Genomic DNA, 18,966 nt, shown 5'->3' on the forward strand with positions numbered 1-18,966 from the left:
TTGTAATGCGCTATTTACACTATATTTTTGAGCCTTATTAATATCTTTAGGAAAAATTCCCTTTATGAAATTTGGAACTTCAATACAGCAGTCAATAAAGTTTTTATTCGGTTTTGCGCTAATGGCATGCGCTGCGGTACTATTTAGCAGCAGCTCGTCGGAAAAGCCTAATTTAGATGACAGTAAGTTTAAAACAGAAACCATTGTTACGGGCTTAAACATGCCTTGGTCTATGGCTTTTTTGCCTGATGGTAAGGCTTTAGTTACTGAAAGAACTGGAAAATTACGCATCATTAAAGGAGGACAGCTAGATCCAAAAGAAATTACTGGTATTCCTAAGGTTTATTTCCGTGGGCAAGGCGGTTTGCTTGATGTGGTGTTGCATCCTAATTATAAGGAAAACGGATGGATCTACATCAGTTATTCATCACCTAAAAAAGAAGGGGAAGCTGGAGAAGATGGTGGTGCAAATACCGCTTTAATGCGTGCTAAATTGAACGGATATGAATTGACAAATATTGAGCATTTATACAAAGCTAGCCCTAATGTAAAGGGCGGTGTGCACTTCGGTGGAAAAATATTATTCGATAAAAAAGGCTATGTATTTTTGACTTTGGGTGAAAGAGGTCAAAAAGAAAATGCCCAAAATTTGGGCAAAGCGCAAGGTAAAATGGTGCGATTGCATGAAGATGGTAAAATTCCTACGGATAACCCTTTTGTGAAAACTAAAGATGCTTTGCCAGAGATTTGGAGCTATGGTCATCGTAACCCGCAGGGCTTGGTGATGCATCCAAAAAATGGCACCATTTGGGAGCATGAGCATGGCCCGCAAGGAGGCGACGAGCTAAATATTGTTGAAAAAGGTAAAAATTATGGATGGCCATTAATCACTTATGGCATTGATTACGATAATTCAATTATATCTGATAAAACCGAAGCGCCAGGAATGGAACAACCTGTAATTTATTGGAAACCATCAATTGCACCTTGCGGAATGACTTTTGTTACCAGTACGAAGTTTAAAGATTGGAATGGCGATTTGTTGGTGGGTTCTCTTAAATTCCAAAATATTGAGCATTTGGTAGTTAAGGATAACAAGGTAGTGAAGAAGGAAGTTGTTTTCGAAAAAATAGGAAGGGTAAGAGATTTAAAAGAAGGTCCGGATGGCAATATCTATGTTGTGATAGAAAGCAATGGTTCGATTGTTAAAATCAGCCCTAAATCTTAAAGTTTAGTAAGCAGGCATTTCAACGTGCTGTTAAATATTAGGAATGATGAAAATAGTATTAAGCTTAGGTTGTGCCTCATTATATGCACTTGTGTTTTTTTCTGCTCCGCAGGATGAACTAGGCAAGAGCGTACAAAGGGGGAAGGCGCTTTATGAGGAAAGTTGTATTACCTGCCACTTAGCCAATGGAGAAGGACTGAAAGGAACATTTCCTCCCTTAGCAAAAGCTGATTTTTTAATAAAGTATCCTGAAAAAGCAATACATGCTATAAAGTTTGGGATGCGAGGTGCAGTAAAGGTAAACGGTGTTGATTATAACAATGCAATGCCGCCATCTGGCTTTGCTGATGATGAAATTGCGGATGTAATGAATTATATCAGAAATTCTTTCGGCAATAAAAATTTAACCTTAGTTACCGAAAAGCAGGTGGCTGAAATTAAAGAGAAGTAAGCCAATGCCAGAAATACTGCTACTGTGTTTTTTGATGATCCCTCAGTTGGTAGCGGGAATTTATGCCCGAAGCATTGGAAAAAGCTTTTGGTTCTGGTTTTTTATCTCTTTCCTCATACCAATTATTTCCTTGATCATTCTTTTGTTGATAGATAAGAAAAGCGCCAAAGGCGATGAACAAAAATCAACGTATGAATTGGCGGATCATGTGAAAGCCAAACGAAAGCTAGATGATAATTCTTGAATCTTTTAAGACTTACGAAGTTTCCAAAACTTCGTAAGTCTGTAGCAGCATATTATTGATTTTGGTTGGTACCTCTTAAGTTAAACTCTTTTGGCGGCTCTGCTCCTTGTAAGTGCTTTACAAAGTAATCCCATCTGCGGCGCATCATATACGGATTGTTAGCTCCAAAGCCGTGGCTGCTATGAGGAAATAGCACTAAATCATAATCTTTGTTAGCTTTATTTAACGCATCAATTACTAAATAAACATTGTACGGTGGTACGTTATTGTCCATCATACCATGTGCTAACATCAATTTTCCTTTTAGGTTTTTAGCGTGGGTTTGGTTGGCTTGTGCGGCATAGTCCGAGTTTTCTGCCAAACCGTTGTATCGCTCGCCCCAATCATCTTCGTAGTTTCTATTATCGTGATTACCTGCCTGCGACACACCTACTTTGAAAAAATCAGGATATTTGAACAAAGCAGCAGCAGTGGCAAAACCGCCTCCCGAATGCCCCCAAATTCCCACTTTATCAGTATCGATAGGATATTTCTCTGCCAGTTGTTTAATTCCGGTAATTTGATCAGGCAAGGTGTTTTCGCCCATATTTCCGTAGTTCATATCGTGGTAACTTTTTGAACGCATTGGGTTGCTAGTTCCTTCAATTAGCACCACAATAAAGCCCAGTTCGGCAAGCGCTTGGTGATCGCCTCTGGTAGCAGCAAACGACCAACTTCCCACACTTCCGCCCTGCGGCCCTGGATAAATATAGTCTACAACAGGATATTTTTTCCCCGCTTCCATTTGAGTTGGCGTAAATATCAATCCGTAAATATCAGTTTTGCCATCAGCAGCAACTAGTTTCACCACATCAGGCGCTTTCCAACCTTTGGCAGTCAATTTACTTACATCAACCCTGCCAAGCTCATCAATCAATTTTCCTTTAATGTTGCGTAAAACCGTAACTGTAGGCACATTAGGTTGCGAGTAAGCATCAACGATGTAATTAAAATCGGGCGAGAAGCTTACTTGATGGTTGCCCTCGTCAGGTGTAAGCAAGGTGAGGCCTTTTCCGTCAAAATTAATTTGGTACAGGTAAGAAAAATAAGGGTTTCCCTTTTCCCTGCCATAACCGGTGAAATACAGCTTTCTATTTTTCTCATCAACCTTAATTAACCTGCCTACTAACCAATTTCCTTTGGTGATCTGATTTTTAAGCTTGCCCGTTTTGGCATCGTATAGGTACAAATGGCCCCAGTTGTCTCGTTCCGAATACCACAAAATTTCGTTGGTTTTAGGAAGATATCTCCAGTTGATGGAGTTTACGCCCGATTCGAAATGTGTCTTCACCGTTTCAGTAAAGATTTCTCTAACGGCTCCTGTGGTTGCATTTGCCAGTTGTAATTTAGAAATTTTATGATCACGAGAAGTGGATAAAAAAGCAAACTCCGTTCCATCCGGATTCCAATCAATATCCGCTAGTTGGCCACCATCAACAATATCATCACTTAACGAACTGCGGTGGTCGTCCAAAGGAATTTGCAAGCTTACCACCTTCGCATTTTCCACGTCAATTACCACTCTGCGTAATTTGGCCACTTCTTTATCGCCTGGCAAAGGGTATTTCCAGGCTTTTAATGTAGGCGCACCAACATTGGTAGTTACAAGGTACATATCGTTAAGGTGGCGCTGATCTTGCTGAAAAGTAGCTACTTTTTTTGAATCTGGCGACCAACGAACAATTGCTCTATCACTGGTTTTCCAACCTGCATTGTCGGTAGCATAGCCGTAATCTTTCACGCCATCAAAGGTAAGCTGCGTTTCTTTTTTCGAAGCCAAATCCTTTAGCCATAAGTTCCAATCTTTAATGTAAACGGCTTTTTTGCCATCGGGCGATACCGACTCTGCATAACCGCCCATCCTGTTCATTGCGCCACCACGGCCCGCAGATCCCCTGCCTGCTGCAGATTTGCTCTCCGTTAATGTGTTGGTACTCACATTGAAATTCCAAAGTTGACCATCGGCCATAAATTGGAACGATTGCTCATCATCTGCAAAATTGATGTTTTGGAACGGCAAAGCATAAGGCTCGTATTTTTTTCCCGTTGCTTTGCTAAGCGCATCAGCTAGCTTTTGATGATCAAACGCTGCTACTTTGCTTTTTTTAGCCGGATCAACCAGTAAAAATTCTTTACCGTTTTTAGTGTTCGCTAAATATCTGAAGCGCTCACCGGAAGTCCAGTTGGGGTATACCGCGGTGCCGCCCACTAAAGGTTCAACGTTGTAGCTTAAAAATTGCTCTGCCCTTTCGTAATCCTTAGCGGTAAGTATTTTGTTTTGAGCTTTCAAAGTAAATACTGTTAAAATAGTACTGATGGTTAATAGTTGTTTTTTCATTTTCAGAAAGAAATAATGAACTAAATTAAAATCGTCGATTGATTTACTGTACAAGGTATTAATAATGATACAGAATGTAGATAAAAAGTTGTTTGCTAATGCTTAGTGGTGGATGTGAATAATGAAACAAGATAGATTTGCCACGGGGTTAGTATCTGTAGTGGGCAATGAGGTGTTAAAGTCTATTATAGACATTTGATTAACCTATGCAATAACTCTAGCTGCCCGAAAAATGGAGCAAAGGATGAACAAATTTCTTTAATCAAATTAATTATATTATAATGCAGTATAAATGATGAAAACGTTCAAAATAACAACTTCCACCATTGCTTACACGTTCAAGGATGTCTTAACGACATTTGTTTTTGGAGTTATGTTGTTGGGTATTTTAACTTTTGGAATCACTCCTGAGGATTACTCTGATTTGTATTTGGTCATTCAAATTGCAGCAATCGGATTTGTATTTATGATGTTACTGCCTAACCTAATACTTCTGTGGAATTATTTAGATGCGGGAATCAATGATCCATTAACGGTTTTTGATGATAGACTTGAATTTGGTGACAAAACAATCTCTCTTGACGACATTCAACACCTTCAGATCATCGGTACTTATCAGCATTTTAATCCACCAGTAGGCGTGTCTACACTACCATACAATGATTATTTTTACTACATCAAGATGACTACTAAGCATGAGGAGATATTTTATTTTACCTCCCTCTATGGTTACAAGTTCGATAAGGAATTAAAGAAAATGCTAGGCGAACACAGATTTGAGAACAAAATTTCTTCTTTTCCAATGATATGACACTAGTACAAGAAACAGTAACAAATTGCTGTCTTTTTTAAATTATGCTTGAAAAGACAACGATTTAGATACGATATTTTTAGAAAAGTAAGATGGAAAATAAACTAATTTAAAACACAAAACCCACCAAACGATAGTATTTGGTAGGTTTGATCAAATTTAATACTTAGGTTGCGGAGAGGGAGGGATTCGAACCCTCGATACCCTTGCGAGTATACAAACTTTCCAGGCTTGCTCATTCGACCACTCTGACACCTCTCCGTTAAGCCGCAAAAATAGCATTTTTAAAGCAATAAAAAAGCCCCAACTTTTGGCTGGAGCTATTCATAAAATATAATGCAAATATTATTCTATTACAGTAACTTTTACCGTATTAGTTCTGCTTCTTTTAACTAGTGGCACTGATGCTGTGTTAATTACCACATCACCTTTTTTAACTAGTTTTTTCTTTTTCAGCAAATCATTAACTTCTTCAATGGTTTTGTCGGTACTCTCAAATTTATCGTAAAAGAAACCTCTAACACCCCAAACCAAGCTTAAAGTGTTTAACAAACTCTCATTACTCGTAAAAGTGAAAATTGGTGCTTCAGGGCGGTGGCTAGCAACTTCAAAAGCAGTGTAACCACTTGAGGTCATGGTAACAATACCAACGGCATCCGTTTGTTTAGATAGGAAACAGGCCGAATCACAAACGGCATCACCCAAGAAACTATCTGATTTCGGTTTTAAAAATTTCTCCGAGTGGAAAGGGTAGTTGTTCTCTTCAATGTTGTTGATGATTTTTTGCATGGTTTCAATCACAATCAGCGGGAACTCACCTACCGATGTTTCTCCACTTAACATTACCGCATCAGCACCATCAAGTACAGAGTTAGCTACGTCGTTCACCTCTGCACGTGTAGGACGTGGCGTGGTAATCATGCTTTCTAACATCTGCGTAGCAATAATTACCGGTTTACTAGCTGCTCTGCATTTATTTACGATCATTTTTTGTAGCAAAGGCACTTCTTCCATTGGCATTTCCACACCTAAATCTCCACGAGCTACCATTACCGCGTCGGTTACTGCAATAATTTCATCAATGTTGGCAATAGCTTCAGGTTTTTCAATTTTAGCTACCACACGGGCAGTTTTACCTCTTTCTCTGATGATGTCTTTCAGTTCAACGATATCATTAGCATTACGAACAAATGAAAGACCAATCCACTCTACATCACTTTCTAGTACAAATTCTAAATTTTTCTTGTCCTCAATCGTTAAAGAAGGAATAGAAACTTTGGTGTTAGGAAGGTTTACACCTTTTCTTGAAGTTAAGATACCGCCGTGTACTACTTCGCACACCACTTCGTCTTTGTAATTGGTTTCCAAAACTCTCATTTGCAACTTTCCGTCATCCAAAAGGATAATTTCGCCAGCTTTCACATCTTGAGGAAAATTCTCATAAGTGATATAAATGCGCTCTTCGTTGCCAATGCACTCTTGCGTGGTAATTACGGTTTTATTTCCGTTGATAAGGTTGATACCGCCATCTTTCACCATACCGATCCTAATTTTAGGACCTTGTAAATCGGCTAAAATACCAACATTGTATTGGTGTTTTTTGTTGATATCTCTAATGGTATCGATTACTTTTTGATGATCAGCTTGCGAACCGTGAGAAAAATTCAAACGGCAAACATCTAAACCTGCATTAAACATACTGTACAAAACATCTGGTTTAGCTGATGCTGGGCCCAAGGTGGCCACAATTTTGGTTCTTGAATGAAAAGGTTTCATTAATTATTTTGTTATTGTCGCTCGAAACAAGTGCCATCTAGCAAGCTTGGCCCAGCGCTGTTATACTATTTCAGTTTGATTTGATAATTCAAATATAGTGTATTTACTACACTAACAATATAAAAATTACATTACCAAATTTTCTTTTGACTTTAATTTCTTTACATCAATTTGTGCAGCTACCTGAATATCAGGTATTTTGTTCAGGCTGCTGATGGTAAAATTGAGGTCTTCTTTGTCGATAAATTGATGGATAATCATGAAAAAATCAACCTTGTTCATTTCTGGAACCAAGAAGCCTTCGCTGTTACGGTTGCTCACCAAGTAATATTCTCTTTCGCCTTCTTCTACAAAAAAATAATATTTAGAAAAAGAAATTGGCGGCTCATCCGTATTGAAATAAACTTCATGATCATCAATTTTACAAAACTCAAAATTGAGATTGGTGTTTATCTTATGACACAAAACATAGTCCTTTAACGATGCTGTAATGGCAATTAATACGAAATCTAGATCGAGGGATAGTTTTAAATAAGTTTTGTTCAAAATGTATTTTTTTGTTAGAATTACGAAATTATAAAACTAATTTTACTTTGGGTTTTAAACCTTTAAAATTGATAGAGAAATAAAAACATTTGAAAAGTGTGAGAATTTATTTTTCTTTGCACAGAATTATTTAACCATTAAATTATAAAATTATGTCTGATATTGCTTCAAGAGTAAAGGCTATTATCGTAGAAAAACTAGGTGTTGACGAAAGCGAAGTTACGCCAGAGGCTTCATTCACAAATGACTTAGGTGCTGATTCATTAGACACTGTAGAGCTAATTATGGAATTCGAAAAAGAATTTAATGTAGCTATTCCTGATGATCAAGCTGAAACTATCGGTACTGTAGGTCAAGCAATTGCTTATTTAGAAAAAAACGTTAAGTAGAAATACTTTTTCTGTACAATACTTATAAATGGGATTAAAAAGAGTAGTAGTTACTGGGTTGGGTGCGCTCACTCCAATTGGAAATAGTGTTCCCGAATTTTGGGAGGCTTTAACAAATGGTGTGAGCGGCGCTGCGCCTATCAAAAGTTTCAATACTGAAAAATTCAAAACGAAGTTTGCTTGCGAAGTGAAAAACTTTAATCCGGAAGATTACCTGGATAAAAAGGAAGCCCGCAAGCTTGATCCGTTTGTGCAGTACGCACTTGTAGCCACTGAAGAGGCGGTTAAAGATGGAGGATATGATTTCTCTACACTTGACACCAACCGAATTGGCGTAATTTGGGGCGCTGGAATTGGAGGTTTAAAAACTTTCTTAGACGAGGTTACTAACTTCGCCAAAGGAGATGGTACGCCTAGGTATAACCCATTCTTTATTCCTAAAATGATTATTGATATTGCTCCTGGGCATATCTCAATGAAGTATGGATTGCGTGGGCCAAACTTCGCAACCGTTTCTGCTTGTGCTTCTTCAACCAATGCGATGATTGATGCATTCAATTACATTCGTTTGGGCATGGCTGATATCATTATCAGCGGTGGTTCAGAAGCAATTATCAACGAAGCGGGTATGGGTGGTTTTAACGCAATGCATGCTTTATCTACTCGTAATGATGATCCGGCAACGGCCTCTCGTCCTTTTGATAAAGATCGTGATGGTTTTGTGGCCGGTGAAGGTGCTGGTACTATTATTTTAGAAGAATTGGAGCATGCGAAAGCTCGTGGTGCTAAAATTTATGCTGAAATTGTAGGTGGCGGTATGAGCGCAGATGCGCACCATATCACTGCTCCGCATCCAGAAGGTTTAGGTGCAAAAATGGTAATGACCAAAGCATTGGCTGATGCTGGTTTGGAAACTAACCAAATTGATTACATTAACGTACACGGTACTTCTACGCCACTAGGCGATGTGCAAGAAGCCAAGGCGATTGTTGATTTATTTGGTGAAGATGCTTACAAGCTGAACATTAGCTCTACAAAATCCATGACGGGCCACTTATTGGGCGCTGCTGGAGCTGTAGAGGCATTGGCAACTATTTTGGCAATTAAAACGGATACGGTGCCTCCAACCATCAATCACTTTACAGATGATCCTGATTTTGATCCTAAATTGAACTTCACTTTCAATAAGGCGCAAAAACGTGAGGTTAGGGCTGCTATTAGTAACACTTTTGGCTTTGGTGGTCATAATGCTTCGGTTGTTTTCAAAAAATACGAAGATTAACCAAAAAAAATTATGGCATAAGGGCAATTGTATGGTATATTTATGCAAATGCTTTTGTTGTAATTAAATTTTGTGTTGCTAGTTGATGTCTTTGTTCAGCATTTATAAACTTTATTTTTCGCCTAACAAGCAGTTTGTCAAAAAACTTAAGAATGTACTTGGCTTTGTGCCTGGCAATCTTGCGTTGTACAAAATGGCGTTTAGGCATCGCTCTGTGGCCAAGGTTTTAAAAAACGGAAGCCGTAGCAGTAATGAGCGTTTAGAGTTTTTAGGTGATGCCATATTAGGCGCTGTAGTAGCCGAATTGCTTTTTAAAAGTTATCCCTACAAAGAGGAAGGCTTTTTAACCGAAATGCGCTCTAAAATTGTTAATAGAGCAAACTTAAATCAACTGGCACGTAAAATGGGTTTTGACGAACTCATTATCTTTGATCAAAAAACAGTTAACTTCCAATCTAAACATCACTCGATGTATGGAGATGCCTTTGAGGCATTAATTGGTGCCATTTATTTGGATAAAGGCTATAACTTCACCAAAAATCTTATCCTTAAACGTATCATTAAACCATACGTTGATATCCACCATTTGGAGATTACCGAGACCAATTTCAAGAGCCGCTTAATTGAGTGGTGCCAACGCCAAGGGAAAGATATTTCGTTTGATGTAGTTGAAAATGGCGAAGGTGAAAGTGCTAAATTATTTACTGTTAAGGTGGTTATAGACGGTGAAAGCTACGGTGTTGGTAGAGATTATAACAAAAAGAATGCTGAGAAATTAGCGGCTGAAAAAGCCTGCGAAGCCTTGTCTATTTGATGCGATAATGATTTGGTAGGATGATGAGCTAATTGTCTAAACAACCAAAAACCAACTAATTACTTTTAGCTTTTCCAGCGGTATCACTATACTTTTTGTAGGAATCGTTGATCCACTTGATGCCATCATATACATTCCAGTTTTTAGCTTGATCGTAAGTTGGCCTGTAATTCACTAAAAAATCTTCTAGTTCTTTTCCGCTTAAGCCCGTTTGTTGGTTAATTAACGTTTTGTTGTAGTATTGGTCAACATGGCTGTCCTGCATTTCGTTTTGATACATGGTGTTGAACCTACGAGCCTGTTTTGGAGTACGGCCAAATAATTCATAAACTGCCGTAAGTGGCGAAAAAATAAATGAAAGTAAAGGTGGTTTGCCACCGTAAAACGATCCTTTGTTTCGAAAGTCTTTCTTGATTTCGTTAAGGGCTTGTTTTTTTGTCTGTCCAGTAACTACCACCTCATTTAGCATAGTGCCTTTGTTAAGGTAAAGCACCAAGTCTTTTGTGTCTTTTACCACAACCTGCAAATCGCTAAAGTTCCTTTTGGTAACAAGTAAGGTGTCTCCAATTGATGCTTTAATAGTGAAAAGTCCTATATCATTACTGCCCGCAGAAAAGCCTGTTCGTTTATTTTTTACTTCGGCTAAGGCTATGCGCAGGGTAGTGCCTTTTTCAAAAAGCACACCCGTTAAGGTAAAATTTTGCTGTGCATTTAATTTGCTGGTACTAAACAGCAAAAACACAGCGCAAAACAAATATTTTAACTTAACAAACATGGCGGCGTTAGTATTTATTTGTAAACTTAATAAATGTTTCGATTTTTGGAGAGTTAAAAAAGGTTAAACCATGCGAAAGGTGTTGTCCAGCTTGTATCTTTTATACGCCTCAATGATATTTATTGCGTTGATGTTAATGGCTTTACCTTTCGTATTGCTGTTCTCGGCAACATTGCCTTTAGCCACTGGAAAGCGCACAATTTTAGTTGTTCTGCGAATTTGGGCAAGCTTATTTAGTTTTTTCAGTGGCTTTTGGATAACAACCAAAAACAAATCAAAGGTTGACATTTCAAAATCACATATTTACGTGGGCAACCATGGCTCTTATTTAGATGCGGTGGCTGTTTGCGTTAGCTTGCCGCAATACTTTAGTGCTTTAGGCAAGGTAGAAATTACCAAAGTGCCCGTATTTGGGTTAATTTACAAACGTATTGTGGTATTAATTGACAGAAGCAGTAAGGAAAGCAGAGAACAATCCGTAGCTGCTTTGAAAACGGATATTGCAAATGGGCAATCCATACTTATTTTTGCGGAAGGTACCATGAACCAAACTGAAAAGCCCCTTGCTGATTTTTACGATGGAGCTTTTAGAATTGCGATTGAAACGCAAACTCCTATCATACCTTTCGTGATGATTAACAATAGAAAGCTGCTCCCAAGAAAAGATCCGCTTTTGGCTAGGCCGGGTTTAATTACTACCATTTTATTGCCCGAAGTTTCGGTAAGTGGTTTAAGTATGGAGGATGTGCCTGCGTTGAAAAAGAAGGTTTATGATTTGATGGAGGAGTCGATAAATAGCTGCCGATAGCTTTGTCAATCTTACGGGCATCATGTTTATTAAAGATTGACAAAGTTTGTGCAATGGGGTAAACGTCAGATTAGCAGTGAAAATTGCTGAACAGCTTTTTCACTAATCAACGCAATGTTTGGATTTTTTTATAATCAAGCGGGTTATGTTTGCGTTTAAATATGTGGTTAAGAAGTAATTTAAAAGCTGATGTCACCCTGAATTTATTGCAGGGTTAGTTAGCAGGATTAAGGCCCGAAACTAAGTTTGTTAAACCTGATGGCAATGGCAGCCCCGAGGAACGAGGGCTATAATGGACAGCAGGGCTATCACAACCGAAGAATTACTGACATACGTTTTCAATTAATTAGTCTATATTCAAAACCTTACGTCTTACACGTTCTAGCTCAAATCCTTTTTACTATCTTTGCACATGATAAAATCAATGACCGGCTTTGGCTTGGCATCCACCGATCACGAAAGTGTGAAGTTTTCTGTTGAGATCAAGTCGCTAAACTCGAAGTTTTTAGAGTTGGGTTTGAAAATCCCTAAAGCTTTCTCAGACAAAGAACTTTACCTGCGCAACTTGTGCAATAAGGAAATTGAACGTGGCAAGGTGAGTATCGCGATTACTGTTGAACGCAGTGAAGAGACACAAAAAGGGGCTTCTATCAATGAAATTCTTTTAAAGCAATACTATAATCAGCTGATTGAGCTTAATAAAAGCTTAGGGGCTAATATTGACAATCTGTTGCCTACGGTATTGAATTTGCCAGAAGTAATTACTTATACAGAAGAGGAAGCCAGTGAAAGCGAGTGGAAGGTTTTGGAAAGTACTTTTGCAAAGGCACTGAAAAATTTCAATCAGTTCAGACTGGATGAAGGCGCAATCTTAAAAGCTGATTTAGAGCTACGCATTAAAAATATCATGGGCTTTTTTGCCGAAGTGGCCAAGCTTGCTCCATTGAGGATTCCTAATATTAAAAATAGGTTAACGCAATTTTTGGAAGACACCGTAGGGAAAGTGAATTACGACCAAAATAGATTTGAACAGGAATTGATTTATTATATCGATAAATTGGACATCACCGAAGAGCAAACCCGCTTGAAAAGTCACTGCGATTACTTTATAGAAACGTTGAAGGATAAAGATGCCAATGGTAAAAAGTTGGGCTTTATTTCGCAAGAAATTGGCAGAGAAATTAACACGATGGGTTCCAAAGCTAACGATGCGCAAATACAGCAATTGGTGGTGGGAATGAAAGAAGAGTTAGAAAAAATTAAAGAACAGTTACTTAATGTGTTGTAAAGTTGGAGGGTTGAAATGTTGCAACGTTTCAACTTTTCAGCGTTATAACCTTTCAACAATATGAAACAAGGCAAACTCATTATATTTTCGGCGCCATCCGGAGCTGGTAAAACTACCATTGTAAAGCACCTTTTAAGCAAATTTGAAAACTTAAGCTTTTCAATTTCGGCTACTACTAGGGAGCTACGCGGCGACGAGCAAAACCATAAAGATTATTATTTCATTAGCAAAGAAGAGTTTTTGCACAAAGTTGCACACCAAGAATTTGTGGAGTTTGAAGAGGTGTATAGCGGCACATTTTACGGTACTTTACGCTCAGAGATACAGCGCATTTGGGATGAAGGTAAGCATGTAATTTTTGACATTGATGTAGAGGGAGGATTGCGCTTAAAACGTAAGTTTGAAAAAGATGCATTGGCGATTTTTGTGCAGCCGCCATCATTGGAGGTTTTAAAATCACGTTTGGCGGGTAGAGGAACAGATAGCGAGGAGAAGCTTCAGGAGCGTTATGCAAAGGCAGAAAAGGAATTGGCTTACGCTGATAAATTTGATGTTATTCTTAAAAATTTTGATTTGGACACTGCTTGTGCCGAAGCCGAACAGTTGGTGGGAGATTTTTTAAGAAGTTAATTTTAATAGTTAGTCATTGCGAAGTGACGCATGCTCCGTTAGTTCGGAGAAGTAATCTTAAGGCGGTTTGTCATTCTGAGCATAGCGAAGAAACTGTAAGCAAATGAGAATGAATTAACAGATTCCTCCTATCGTCGGAATGACAGAGCGATCGAATACATAGTTTTATAGAAATGACAGGTCTCTTTTTCGGTTCATTTAACCCTATTCACATTGGTCATTTAATTATTGCTAATTATATGGCTAGCTATACCGATTTAAAGGAAGTTTGGTTTGTGGTGTCACCGCATAACCCGCTGAAGCAAAAAAGTGGCTTGGCCGATATGTATGACCGCTTAGAAATGGTCCGCTTAGCTACCGAAAATGCACCTCAATTGCAAGTGAGCGATATTGAGTTTAAATTGCCTCAGCCTTCATATACTATTGATACTTTAGCTTATTTGAAGGAGAAACATCCTAATAAGAAATTTGCGCTGATAATGGGTGCCGATAACTTGGCTTCGTTTAAAAAGTGGAAAAATTACGAAATCCTATTGGAGCAGCATCAATTGTTTGTTTATCCCCGACCGGGCATTGATTTAAGCGAGTGGGAAAATCATCCGTCGGTAGTGATTACACAAACACCTCAAATGGAAATTTCCTCTACTTTTATCCGCAATGCGATAAAGGAACAAAAAAGCATCCAGTTTTTAGTGCCGGATGCTGTTATAGATTTTATGGATAAGAAAAGCCTTTATCGTTGATTTACGATTTTAGATGGACGAATTACGATTGTGTTAGTTGCTAAATCTAAAATCGTAATTCGTAAATCCCCTTATCCTTTCCAGCTATCTTTTAAGGAAACTACTCTGTTAAATACCAAGTGATCAGCAGTAGAATCTTTATCTAAACAGAAATAACCTTTTCTAATAAATTGATAACCTGTTCCTATTGTAGCTTGGGCTAGCGCAGGTTCAATATAAACGTTCTGCAGTATCTCTTTGCTATTAGGGTTAAGATAGTCTTTGAAGTCGCCCTCTTCTGCATCAGGTGATACCACACTAAACAAACGATCATACAAACGAACCTCAGCGGTTTTTGCGTGTTTAGTACTTACCCAATGAATGGTGCCTTTCACGTTAATTCCGCTGGTATCATTGCCGCTTTTTGATTCAGGAATATAAGTACAGTGAATCTCAGTAACGTTACCATTTTCGTCCTTCACAAAAGTGTCGCATTTAACAATGTAAGCAAACTTTAAGCGTACCATTGCCCCTGGTGCCAACCGGAACCATTTTTTTGCAGGCTCTTCCGTGAAATCCTCACGCTCAATCCAAAGTTCATTGCTGAACGGAATTTCCCTTGTGCCGCCTTTATCATCTGCTTCAGGGTTGTTTTCTCCAATCAAAATCTCCCCATCACCTTCGTAATTAGTGATGACAAGTTTAATAGGATCTAAAACTGCCATTGCTCTGGTCGCCTTTTTATTCAAATCCTCACGAATACAAAACTCCAATAAGCTTAGCTCAATTAAATTCTCTCTTTTTGCAATACCAATACGCTCACAAAATTCGCGGATACTTTCAGGCGTGTAACCTCTTCTGCGCAAACCACTGATGGTTGGCATACGTGGGTCATCCCAGCCAGAAACAAAGCCTTCATTTACCAATTGTAAAAGCTTGCGCTTGCTCATTACTGTGTAAGTAAGGTTTAAGCGTGCAAATTCGTATTGTTTAGATGGAAATATGCCTAATTGAGCAATAAACCAATCATAAAGTTCCCTATGCGAAACATACTCTAACGTACAGATAGAGTGCGTAATGTTTTCAATGCTATCGCTTTGGCCGTGTGCAAAATCATACATCGGATAAATGCACCAAGCATCTCCAGTACGGTGGTGGTGCGCATGTTTAATGCGATAAATGATTGGATCACGCATCAACATATTTGGACTGGCCATATCAATTTTGGCCCGTAAAATACATGCGCCATCAGCAAATTCGCCATTTTTCATTTTAGCGAAAAGCTCCAAGTTTTCTTCAACGCTTCTATCTCTATTTTTGCTTGCTATACCAGGCTCAGTTGGTGTGCCCTTTTGGTTAGCAATTTCTTCTGCAGTGCTATCATCAACGTAAGCCAAGCCTTTTTCTATCAACTGAACGGCATAATTGTACAACTGATCAAAATAATCGGAGGCATACAATTCATTTTTCCATTGAAAACCTAACCATTGAATATCTTCTTGCTGACTGTTAACGTACTCTGTTTTTTCCGTTACAGGGTTGGTATCATCGAACCTCAAATTGGTATAGCCGCCATATTTTTGGGTTAATCCAAAATTTAAGCAAATTGCTTTTGCATGGCCGATATGTAAATATCCATTAGGTTCTGGCGGAAAACGCGTTACCAGTGTTTCATATTTTCCACTTTTTAAATCATTCTCTATAATTTCTTCTATAAAGTTCAATGATTTTTCCTCGCTCATATGTTAATTCAAAAGTTAAAATTCAAAAATAAAAACATTGCCAAAACGCAAAAAAGAGACTACTTTTCTTAAAGTGTTTATGATGATAATGTTCGAATTTCAAAGTTAACCAAATTTAGGGTAATTTAAAGTGCAATGGACGATGGAATACAATAAAGGACGCGGAACAAAAATCTTTGAATAAGACTTAAAAGAAGTCAAAAAACGAAACATCCAACGAACCAAACAACTATTTTACTACTTTTACATCTATCAAGGTTACCAAATATGAACAAAACACTAAACAGGCCTATCAGGGTGCTTGTAGCTAAAGTAGGTTTAGATGGCCATGATAGAGGCGCCAAAGTAATAGCCACATCACTTAGGGATGCCGGAATGGAAGTGATTTACACCGGGCTAAGGCAAACACCAGAAATGGTAGTGAATACTGCACTGCAGGAAGATGTGGATGCCATTGGAATTTCTATCTTATCTGGAGCGCACATGACAGTTTTCCCCAAGGTGATGGAAATAATGAAGCAAAAGGAGCTGACGGATGTTTTGGTTACCGGAGGCGGAATTATTCCAGAAGCAGACATCAAAAAACTGCAGGAAATTGGCGTGGGTGAACTTTTTCCTCCCGGCACTGCCATGAAAGATATCGTTACTTACATAGAAAACTGGGTTGTAGAAAACAGAAGTTTCTAGTAAATCCACCTTTTTAACACAAATCAACTTATTGTTATGAACTATCAGCAAATCATAGCCGAATTAAAAGAAAACGTACTTTATATTACCATTAACCGTCCGCAGAAACTTAACGCACTTAATAAGGAGGTGCTTAGTGAACTGGCTGATGCCATTGCGAACGCTCAAACCAATACGGAGGTTAGCGTTATTTTGTTAACTGGCGCTGGTGAAAAGGCATTTGTGGCAGGGGCCGATATTTCTGAATTTCAAAATTATAGCTTAGAAGAAGGTAGGCAGTTGGCTCATGATGGGCATTCGAAAGTTTTTAACGCCATTGAGCAATCCTCTAAACCTGTAATTGCAGCAATTAATGGTTTTGCGTTAGGAGGTGGATTAGAGTTGGCTATGGCCTGCCATATTAGAATTGCCAGTGATAATGCTAAGCTAGGGCTTCCCGAAGTTACTTTAGGACTAATTCCGGGGTATGGCGGTACACAACGCTTAGCTCAGCTGGTGGGCAAAGGTCTTGCTTTCGAAATGATTTTTACTGCGGATATGATTACTGCACAAAAAGCAGAGCAGGTTGGCTTGGTAAATTACGTTGTGCCTCAGGAGCAGTTATTGCAGAAGGCGGAGGAGCTTATTGCAAAAATAAAACAACGAGCACCTTTGGCATTAGCAAGTGCAGTTAGGGCCGTTAATGCAGGGTTTAACCCACAGCTAAACGGTTACCAAACCGAGATTGAAGAATTTGGTAAATGTTTCGATACCGCAGATTTTAAAGAAGGAAGTAGTGCATTTTTAGAAAAGCGCAAAGCGATCTTTAAAGGCGAGTAGTTGCCAAATAATCAATTAGATAGCAGTGTAGGCCATTTTTGATGACTTATGTTAAAAACGTGGAAAAATTTTCCCAATTCCTTTTTTTCTTTGTAATTTAGCTTTGAAAACAATCTGCCAACTATATTAACTAACACTCTATGAAAAAAATTCTAATTGTTGATGATGAGATAAATATCGGGTTACTATTATCGAAATTCCTCACTAGAAATTCCTTCGACGTTACTAGCGCTACAAGTGGCAGTTCGGCCATGGAATACCTAAGCAAAGAGCATTACGATTTGGTACTGTGCGACTACCGTTTGGAAGACACGGATGGTAAGGAAATGCTTGTTAAAATCAAGGAAAGTTATCCTAAAACAGGCGTAATCATCATTACCGGATATTCTGATATCAAGTTAGCTGTGGAGTTGATTAAACTTGGCGCATACGATTATATCACCAAGCCATTATATCCTGATGAAATTTTAAATACGATTAACAAGGCCATTGAAACTCAAATTGCGTTAAATAGTGCAGTTCCTGAGACAGAAAATGCAATGGTGCAAGATAAAGCTAAAGCCAATAAAAGTGCTTATGTGCTTACCGATGAATTTGTAATTGGCCAAAGCAGCGCATCGAAAGAATTGATGAAGCAAATTTTATTAGTGGCACCTACTTCATACAGCGTTATTTTATTGGGCGATAGCGGAACGGGTAAAGAATCTGTCGCTAAAGCAATACACTTAAATAGTCCACGTAAAGACAAGCCCTTTGTAGCAATGGACTGCGGGTCTTTAACCAAAGAGCTGGCTGGAAGTGAGTTTTTTGGGCACGAAAAAGGTTCCTTCACGGGTGCGCTTTACACCAAAATAGGACATTTTGAAATGGCCAACGGCGGCACTTTATTTTTGGATGAGGTAGGAAACCTTTCTTATGATATTCAAGCTGCACTACTTAGGACCGTACAAGAACGAAAAATTAAACGTATTGGCAGTACCAAAGAAATAGACTTAGATGTAAGGATCATAGTGGCTACTAATGAAAACCTTCAGGATGCAATTTCTAAAGGTAAATTTAGAGAGGATTTGTACCACCGTTTCAACGAATTTTCTATTAACCTGCCGCCTGTAAGCCAAAGGGGTAGAGATATTTTAGCTTTTGCCGAAACCTTTTTGCATTTAGCTAACCAAGAACTGAATAAAAATATCAAAGGTTTTTCGTCGGAAGTGGTAGATTGCTTCCTTACCTATAACTGGCCAGGTAACGTAAGGGAGTTAAAAAACGTAGTTAGGCGTGCCACCTTGTTAACAGAAACTGAAGAAATTCAAATTAAAGCACTTCCTTTGGAGATTTCCAATTATGCAAAAGCGCCGGTATTTAACAGCCCAATGGCAACGTCAAATGCTAGCGAAAGTAACGGGCAAAAACCAAGGGATTTGAAAAACGCAGCACTAGAAGCGGAGTACGAAGCCATATTGAAAGTGTTGAGAGAGGTTAACTTTAATAAAACAAAAGCCGCTAAAATTTTAAACATCGATAGAAAAACACTTTATAATAAAATGAAAGCAATAGATCTAGATAATAGATAAAAGTGT

The 18,966-nt window shown here is 38.5% G+C and carries 19 protein-coding genes and 1 tRNA gene; 14 read left to right on the forward strand and 6 right to left on the reverse strand.

What is annotated here, in order from left to right; translation table 11 throughout:
- The first annotated feature begins 64 nt into the window (after positions 1–64).
- Genes DUT68_RS11340 through DUT68_RS18495 form a run of 3 tightly spaced genes read left to right on the forward strand, consistent with a single transcriptional unit; the run spans position 65 to position 1,923 of the window.
- Positions 65–1,228 carry a PQQ-dependent sugar dehydrogenase gene (locus DUT68_RS11340; protein ID WP_113638315.1) on the forward strand — a complete coding sequence of 388 codons (1,164 nt, stop codon included), beginning with the start codon at positions 65–67 and terminating at the stop codon, positions 1,226–1,228.
- A 43-nt stretch (positions 1,229–1,271) separates the two neighbouring features.
- Complete coding sequence (locus DUT68_RS11345; protein WP_198659575.1) at positions 1,272–1,679, forward strand: c-type cytochrome; 408 nt, start codon at positions 1,272–1,274, stop codon at positions 1,677–1,679.
- Positions 1,680–1,683: 4 nt separating this feature from the next.
- Positions 1,684–1,923, forward strand: coding sequence for a hypothetical protein (locus DUT68_RS18495; RefSeq protein ID WP_113638317.1), 240 nt, complete (start codon positions 1,684–1,686; stop codon positions 1,921–1,923).
- A gap of 52 nt (positions 1,924–1,975) precedes the next feature.
- On the opposite strand, the gene DUT68_RS11355 is transcribed toward DUT68_RS18495, so the two are convergent.
- Positions 1,976–4,300, reverse strand: a complete 2,325-nt coding sequence (locus DUT68_RS11355) for a S9 family peptidase (RefSeq protein WP_113638318.1) — start codon at positions 4,298–4,300, stop codon at positions 1,976–1,978.
- A 292-nt stretch (positions 4,301–4,592) separates the two neighbouring features.
- On the opposite strand from DUT68_RS11355, the gene DUT68_RS11360 reads away from it, so the two are divergent.
- Positions 4,593–5,111, forward strand: coding sequence for a hypothetical protein (locus tag DUT68_RS11360; RefSeq protein ID WP_113638319.1), 519 nt, complete (start codon positions 4,593–4,595; stop codon positions 5,109–5,111).
- A gap of 174 nt (positions 5,112–5,285) precedes the next feature.
- Here the strand turns inward: DUT68_RS11360 and DUT68_RS11365 are convergent.
- The 3 genes from DUT68_RS11365 to DUT68_RS11375 form a co-directional block, all read right to left on the reverse strand.
- A tRNA-Ser gene (locus DUT68_RS11365) sits at positions 5,286–5,372 on the reverse strand.
- An 84-nt stretch (positions 5,373–5,456) separates the two neighbouring features.
- Positions 5,457–6,887, reverse strand: a complete 1,431-nt coding sequence (pyk, locus tag DUT68_RS11370) for a pyruvate kinase (protein WP_113638320.1) — start codon at positions 6,885–6,887, stop codon at positions 5,457–5,459.
- Between the two features lie 126 nt (positions 6,888–7,013).
- Positions 7,014–7,433: an IPExxxVDY family protein gene (locus tag DUT68_RS11375; RefSeq protein WP_113638321.1), complete on the reverse strand. Its 420-nt coding sequence runs from the start codon at positions 7,431–7,433 to the stop codon at positions 7,014–7,016.
- 152 nt (positions 7,434–7,585) lie between these two features.
- Between DUT68_RS11375 and DUT68_RS11380 the strand changes: the two genes are divergently transcribed.
- The 3 genes from DUT68_RS11380 (at position 7,586) to rnc (ending at position 9,918) form a co-directional block, all read left to right on the forward strand.
- On the forward strand, positions 7,586–7,822 hold the full coding sequence (locus DUT68_RS11380; protein ID WP_008508386.1) for an acyl carrier protein: 237 nt from the start codon (positions 7,586–7,588) through the stop codon (positions 7,820–7,822).
- Between the two features lie 28 nt (positions 7,823–7,850).
- Positions 7,851–9,104: a beta-ketoacyl-ACP synthase II gene (gene fabF / locus DUT68_RS11385; RefSeq protein WP_113638322.1), complete on the forward strand. Its 1,254-nt coding sequence runs from the start codon at positions 7,851–7,853 to the stop codon at positions 9,102–9,104.
- A gap of 85 nt (positions 9,105–9,189) precedes the next feature.
- Entirely contained in the window at positions 9,190–9,918 is a 729-nt protein-coding gene (gene rnc, locus DUT68_RS11390; RefSeq protein ID WP_113638323.1) for a ribonuclease III, read from the forward strand.
- A gap of 55 nt (positions 9,919–9,973) precedes the next feature.
- Here the strand turns inward: rnc and DUT68_RS11395 are convergent, their stop codons facing one another.
- Positions 9,974–10,693, reverse strand: coding sequence for a hypothetical protein (locus DUT68_RS11395; RefSeq protein ID WP_113638324.1), 720 nt, complete (start codon positions 10,691–10,693; stop codon positions 9,974–9,976).
- Between the two features lie 112 nt (positions 10,694–10,805).
- Here DUT68_RS11395 and DUT68_RS11400 point away from each other — a divergent pair, with 112 nt between their 5' ends.
- The 4 genes from DUT68_RS11400 to nadD all read left to right on the forward strand — a co-directional run bounded on the left by DUT68_RS11400 (position 10,806) and on the right by nadD (position 14,162).
- Positions 10,806–11,501: a lysophospholipid acyltransferase family protein gene (locus tag DUT68_RS11400; RefSeq protein ID WP_157960848.1), complete on the forward strand. Its 696-nt coding sequence runs from the start codon at positions 10,806–10,808 to the stop codon at positions 11,499–11,501.
- Positions 11,502–11,925: 424 nt separating this feature from the next.
- Positions 11,926–12,789 carry a YicC/YloC family endoribonuclease gene (locus DUT68_RS11405; protein ID WP_113638326.1) on the forward strand — a complete coding sequence of 288 codons (864 nt, stop codon included), beginning with the start codon at positions 11,926–11,928 and terminating at the stop codon, positions 12,787–12,789.
- 60 nt (positions 12,790–12,849) lie between these two features.
- The gene (gene gmk, locus DUT68_RS11410; protein WP_113638327.1) at positions 12,850–13,419 is read left to right on the forward strand and encodes a guanylate kinase; all 570 of its coding nucleotides are present in this window, start codon (positions 12,850–12,852) and stop codon (positions 13,417–13,419) included.
- Positions 13,420–13,592: 173 nt separating this feature from the next.
- Positions 13,593–14,162, forward strand: coding sequence for a nicotinate (nicotinamide) nucleotide adenylyltransferase (gene nadD, locus DUT68_RS11415; RefSeq protein ID WP_113638328.1), 570 nt, complete (start codon positions 13,593–13,595; stop codon positions 14,160–14,162).
- A gap of 71 nt (positions 14,163–14,233) precedes the next feature.
- Here nadD and DUT68_RS11420 read toward each other — a convergent pair whose 3' ends face one another.
- Entirely contained in the window at positions 14,234–15,883 is a 1,650-nt protein-coding gene (locus tag DUT68_RS11420; RefSeq protein WP_113638329.1) for a glutamine--tRNA ligase/YqeY domain fusion protein, read from the reverse strand.
- Positions 15,884–16,150: 267 nt separating this feature from the next.
- Here DUT68_RS11420 and DUT68_RS11425 point away from each other — a divergent pair, with 267 nt between their 5' ends.
- From DUT68_RS11425 to DUT68_RS11435, 3 genes are all read left to right on the forward strand, one after another.
- Complete coding sequence (locus DUT68_RS11425; RefSeq protein ID WP_113638330.1) at positions 16,151–16,570, forward strand: cobalamin B12-binding domain-containing protein; 420 nt, start codon at positions 16,151–16,153, stop codon at positions 16,568–16,570.
- Positions 16,571–16,606: 36 nt separating this feature from the next.
- Positions 16,607–17,389, forward strand: a complete 783-nt coding sequence (locus tag DUT68_RS11430) for an enoyl-CoA hydratase/isomerase family protein (RefSeq protein ID WP_113638331.1) — start codon at positions 16,607–16,609, stop codon at positions 17,387–17,389.
- A 140-nt stretch (positions 17,390–17,529) separates the two neighbouring features.
- Positions 17,530–18,960, forward strand: coding sequence for a sigma-54-dependent transcriptional regulator (locus DUT68_RS11435; protein WP_113638332.1), 1,431 nt, complete (start codon positions 17,530–17,532; stop codon positions 18,958–18,960).
- Positions 18,961–18,966 lie beyond the last annotated feature (6 nt).

This window comes from Pedobacter zeaxanthinifaciens, assembly GCF_003313335.1.
Classification (GTDB): Bacteria; Bacteroidota; Bacteroidia; order Sphingobacteriales; family Sphingobacteriaceae; genus Pedobacter; species Pedobacter zeaxanthinifaciens.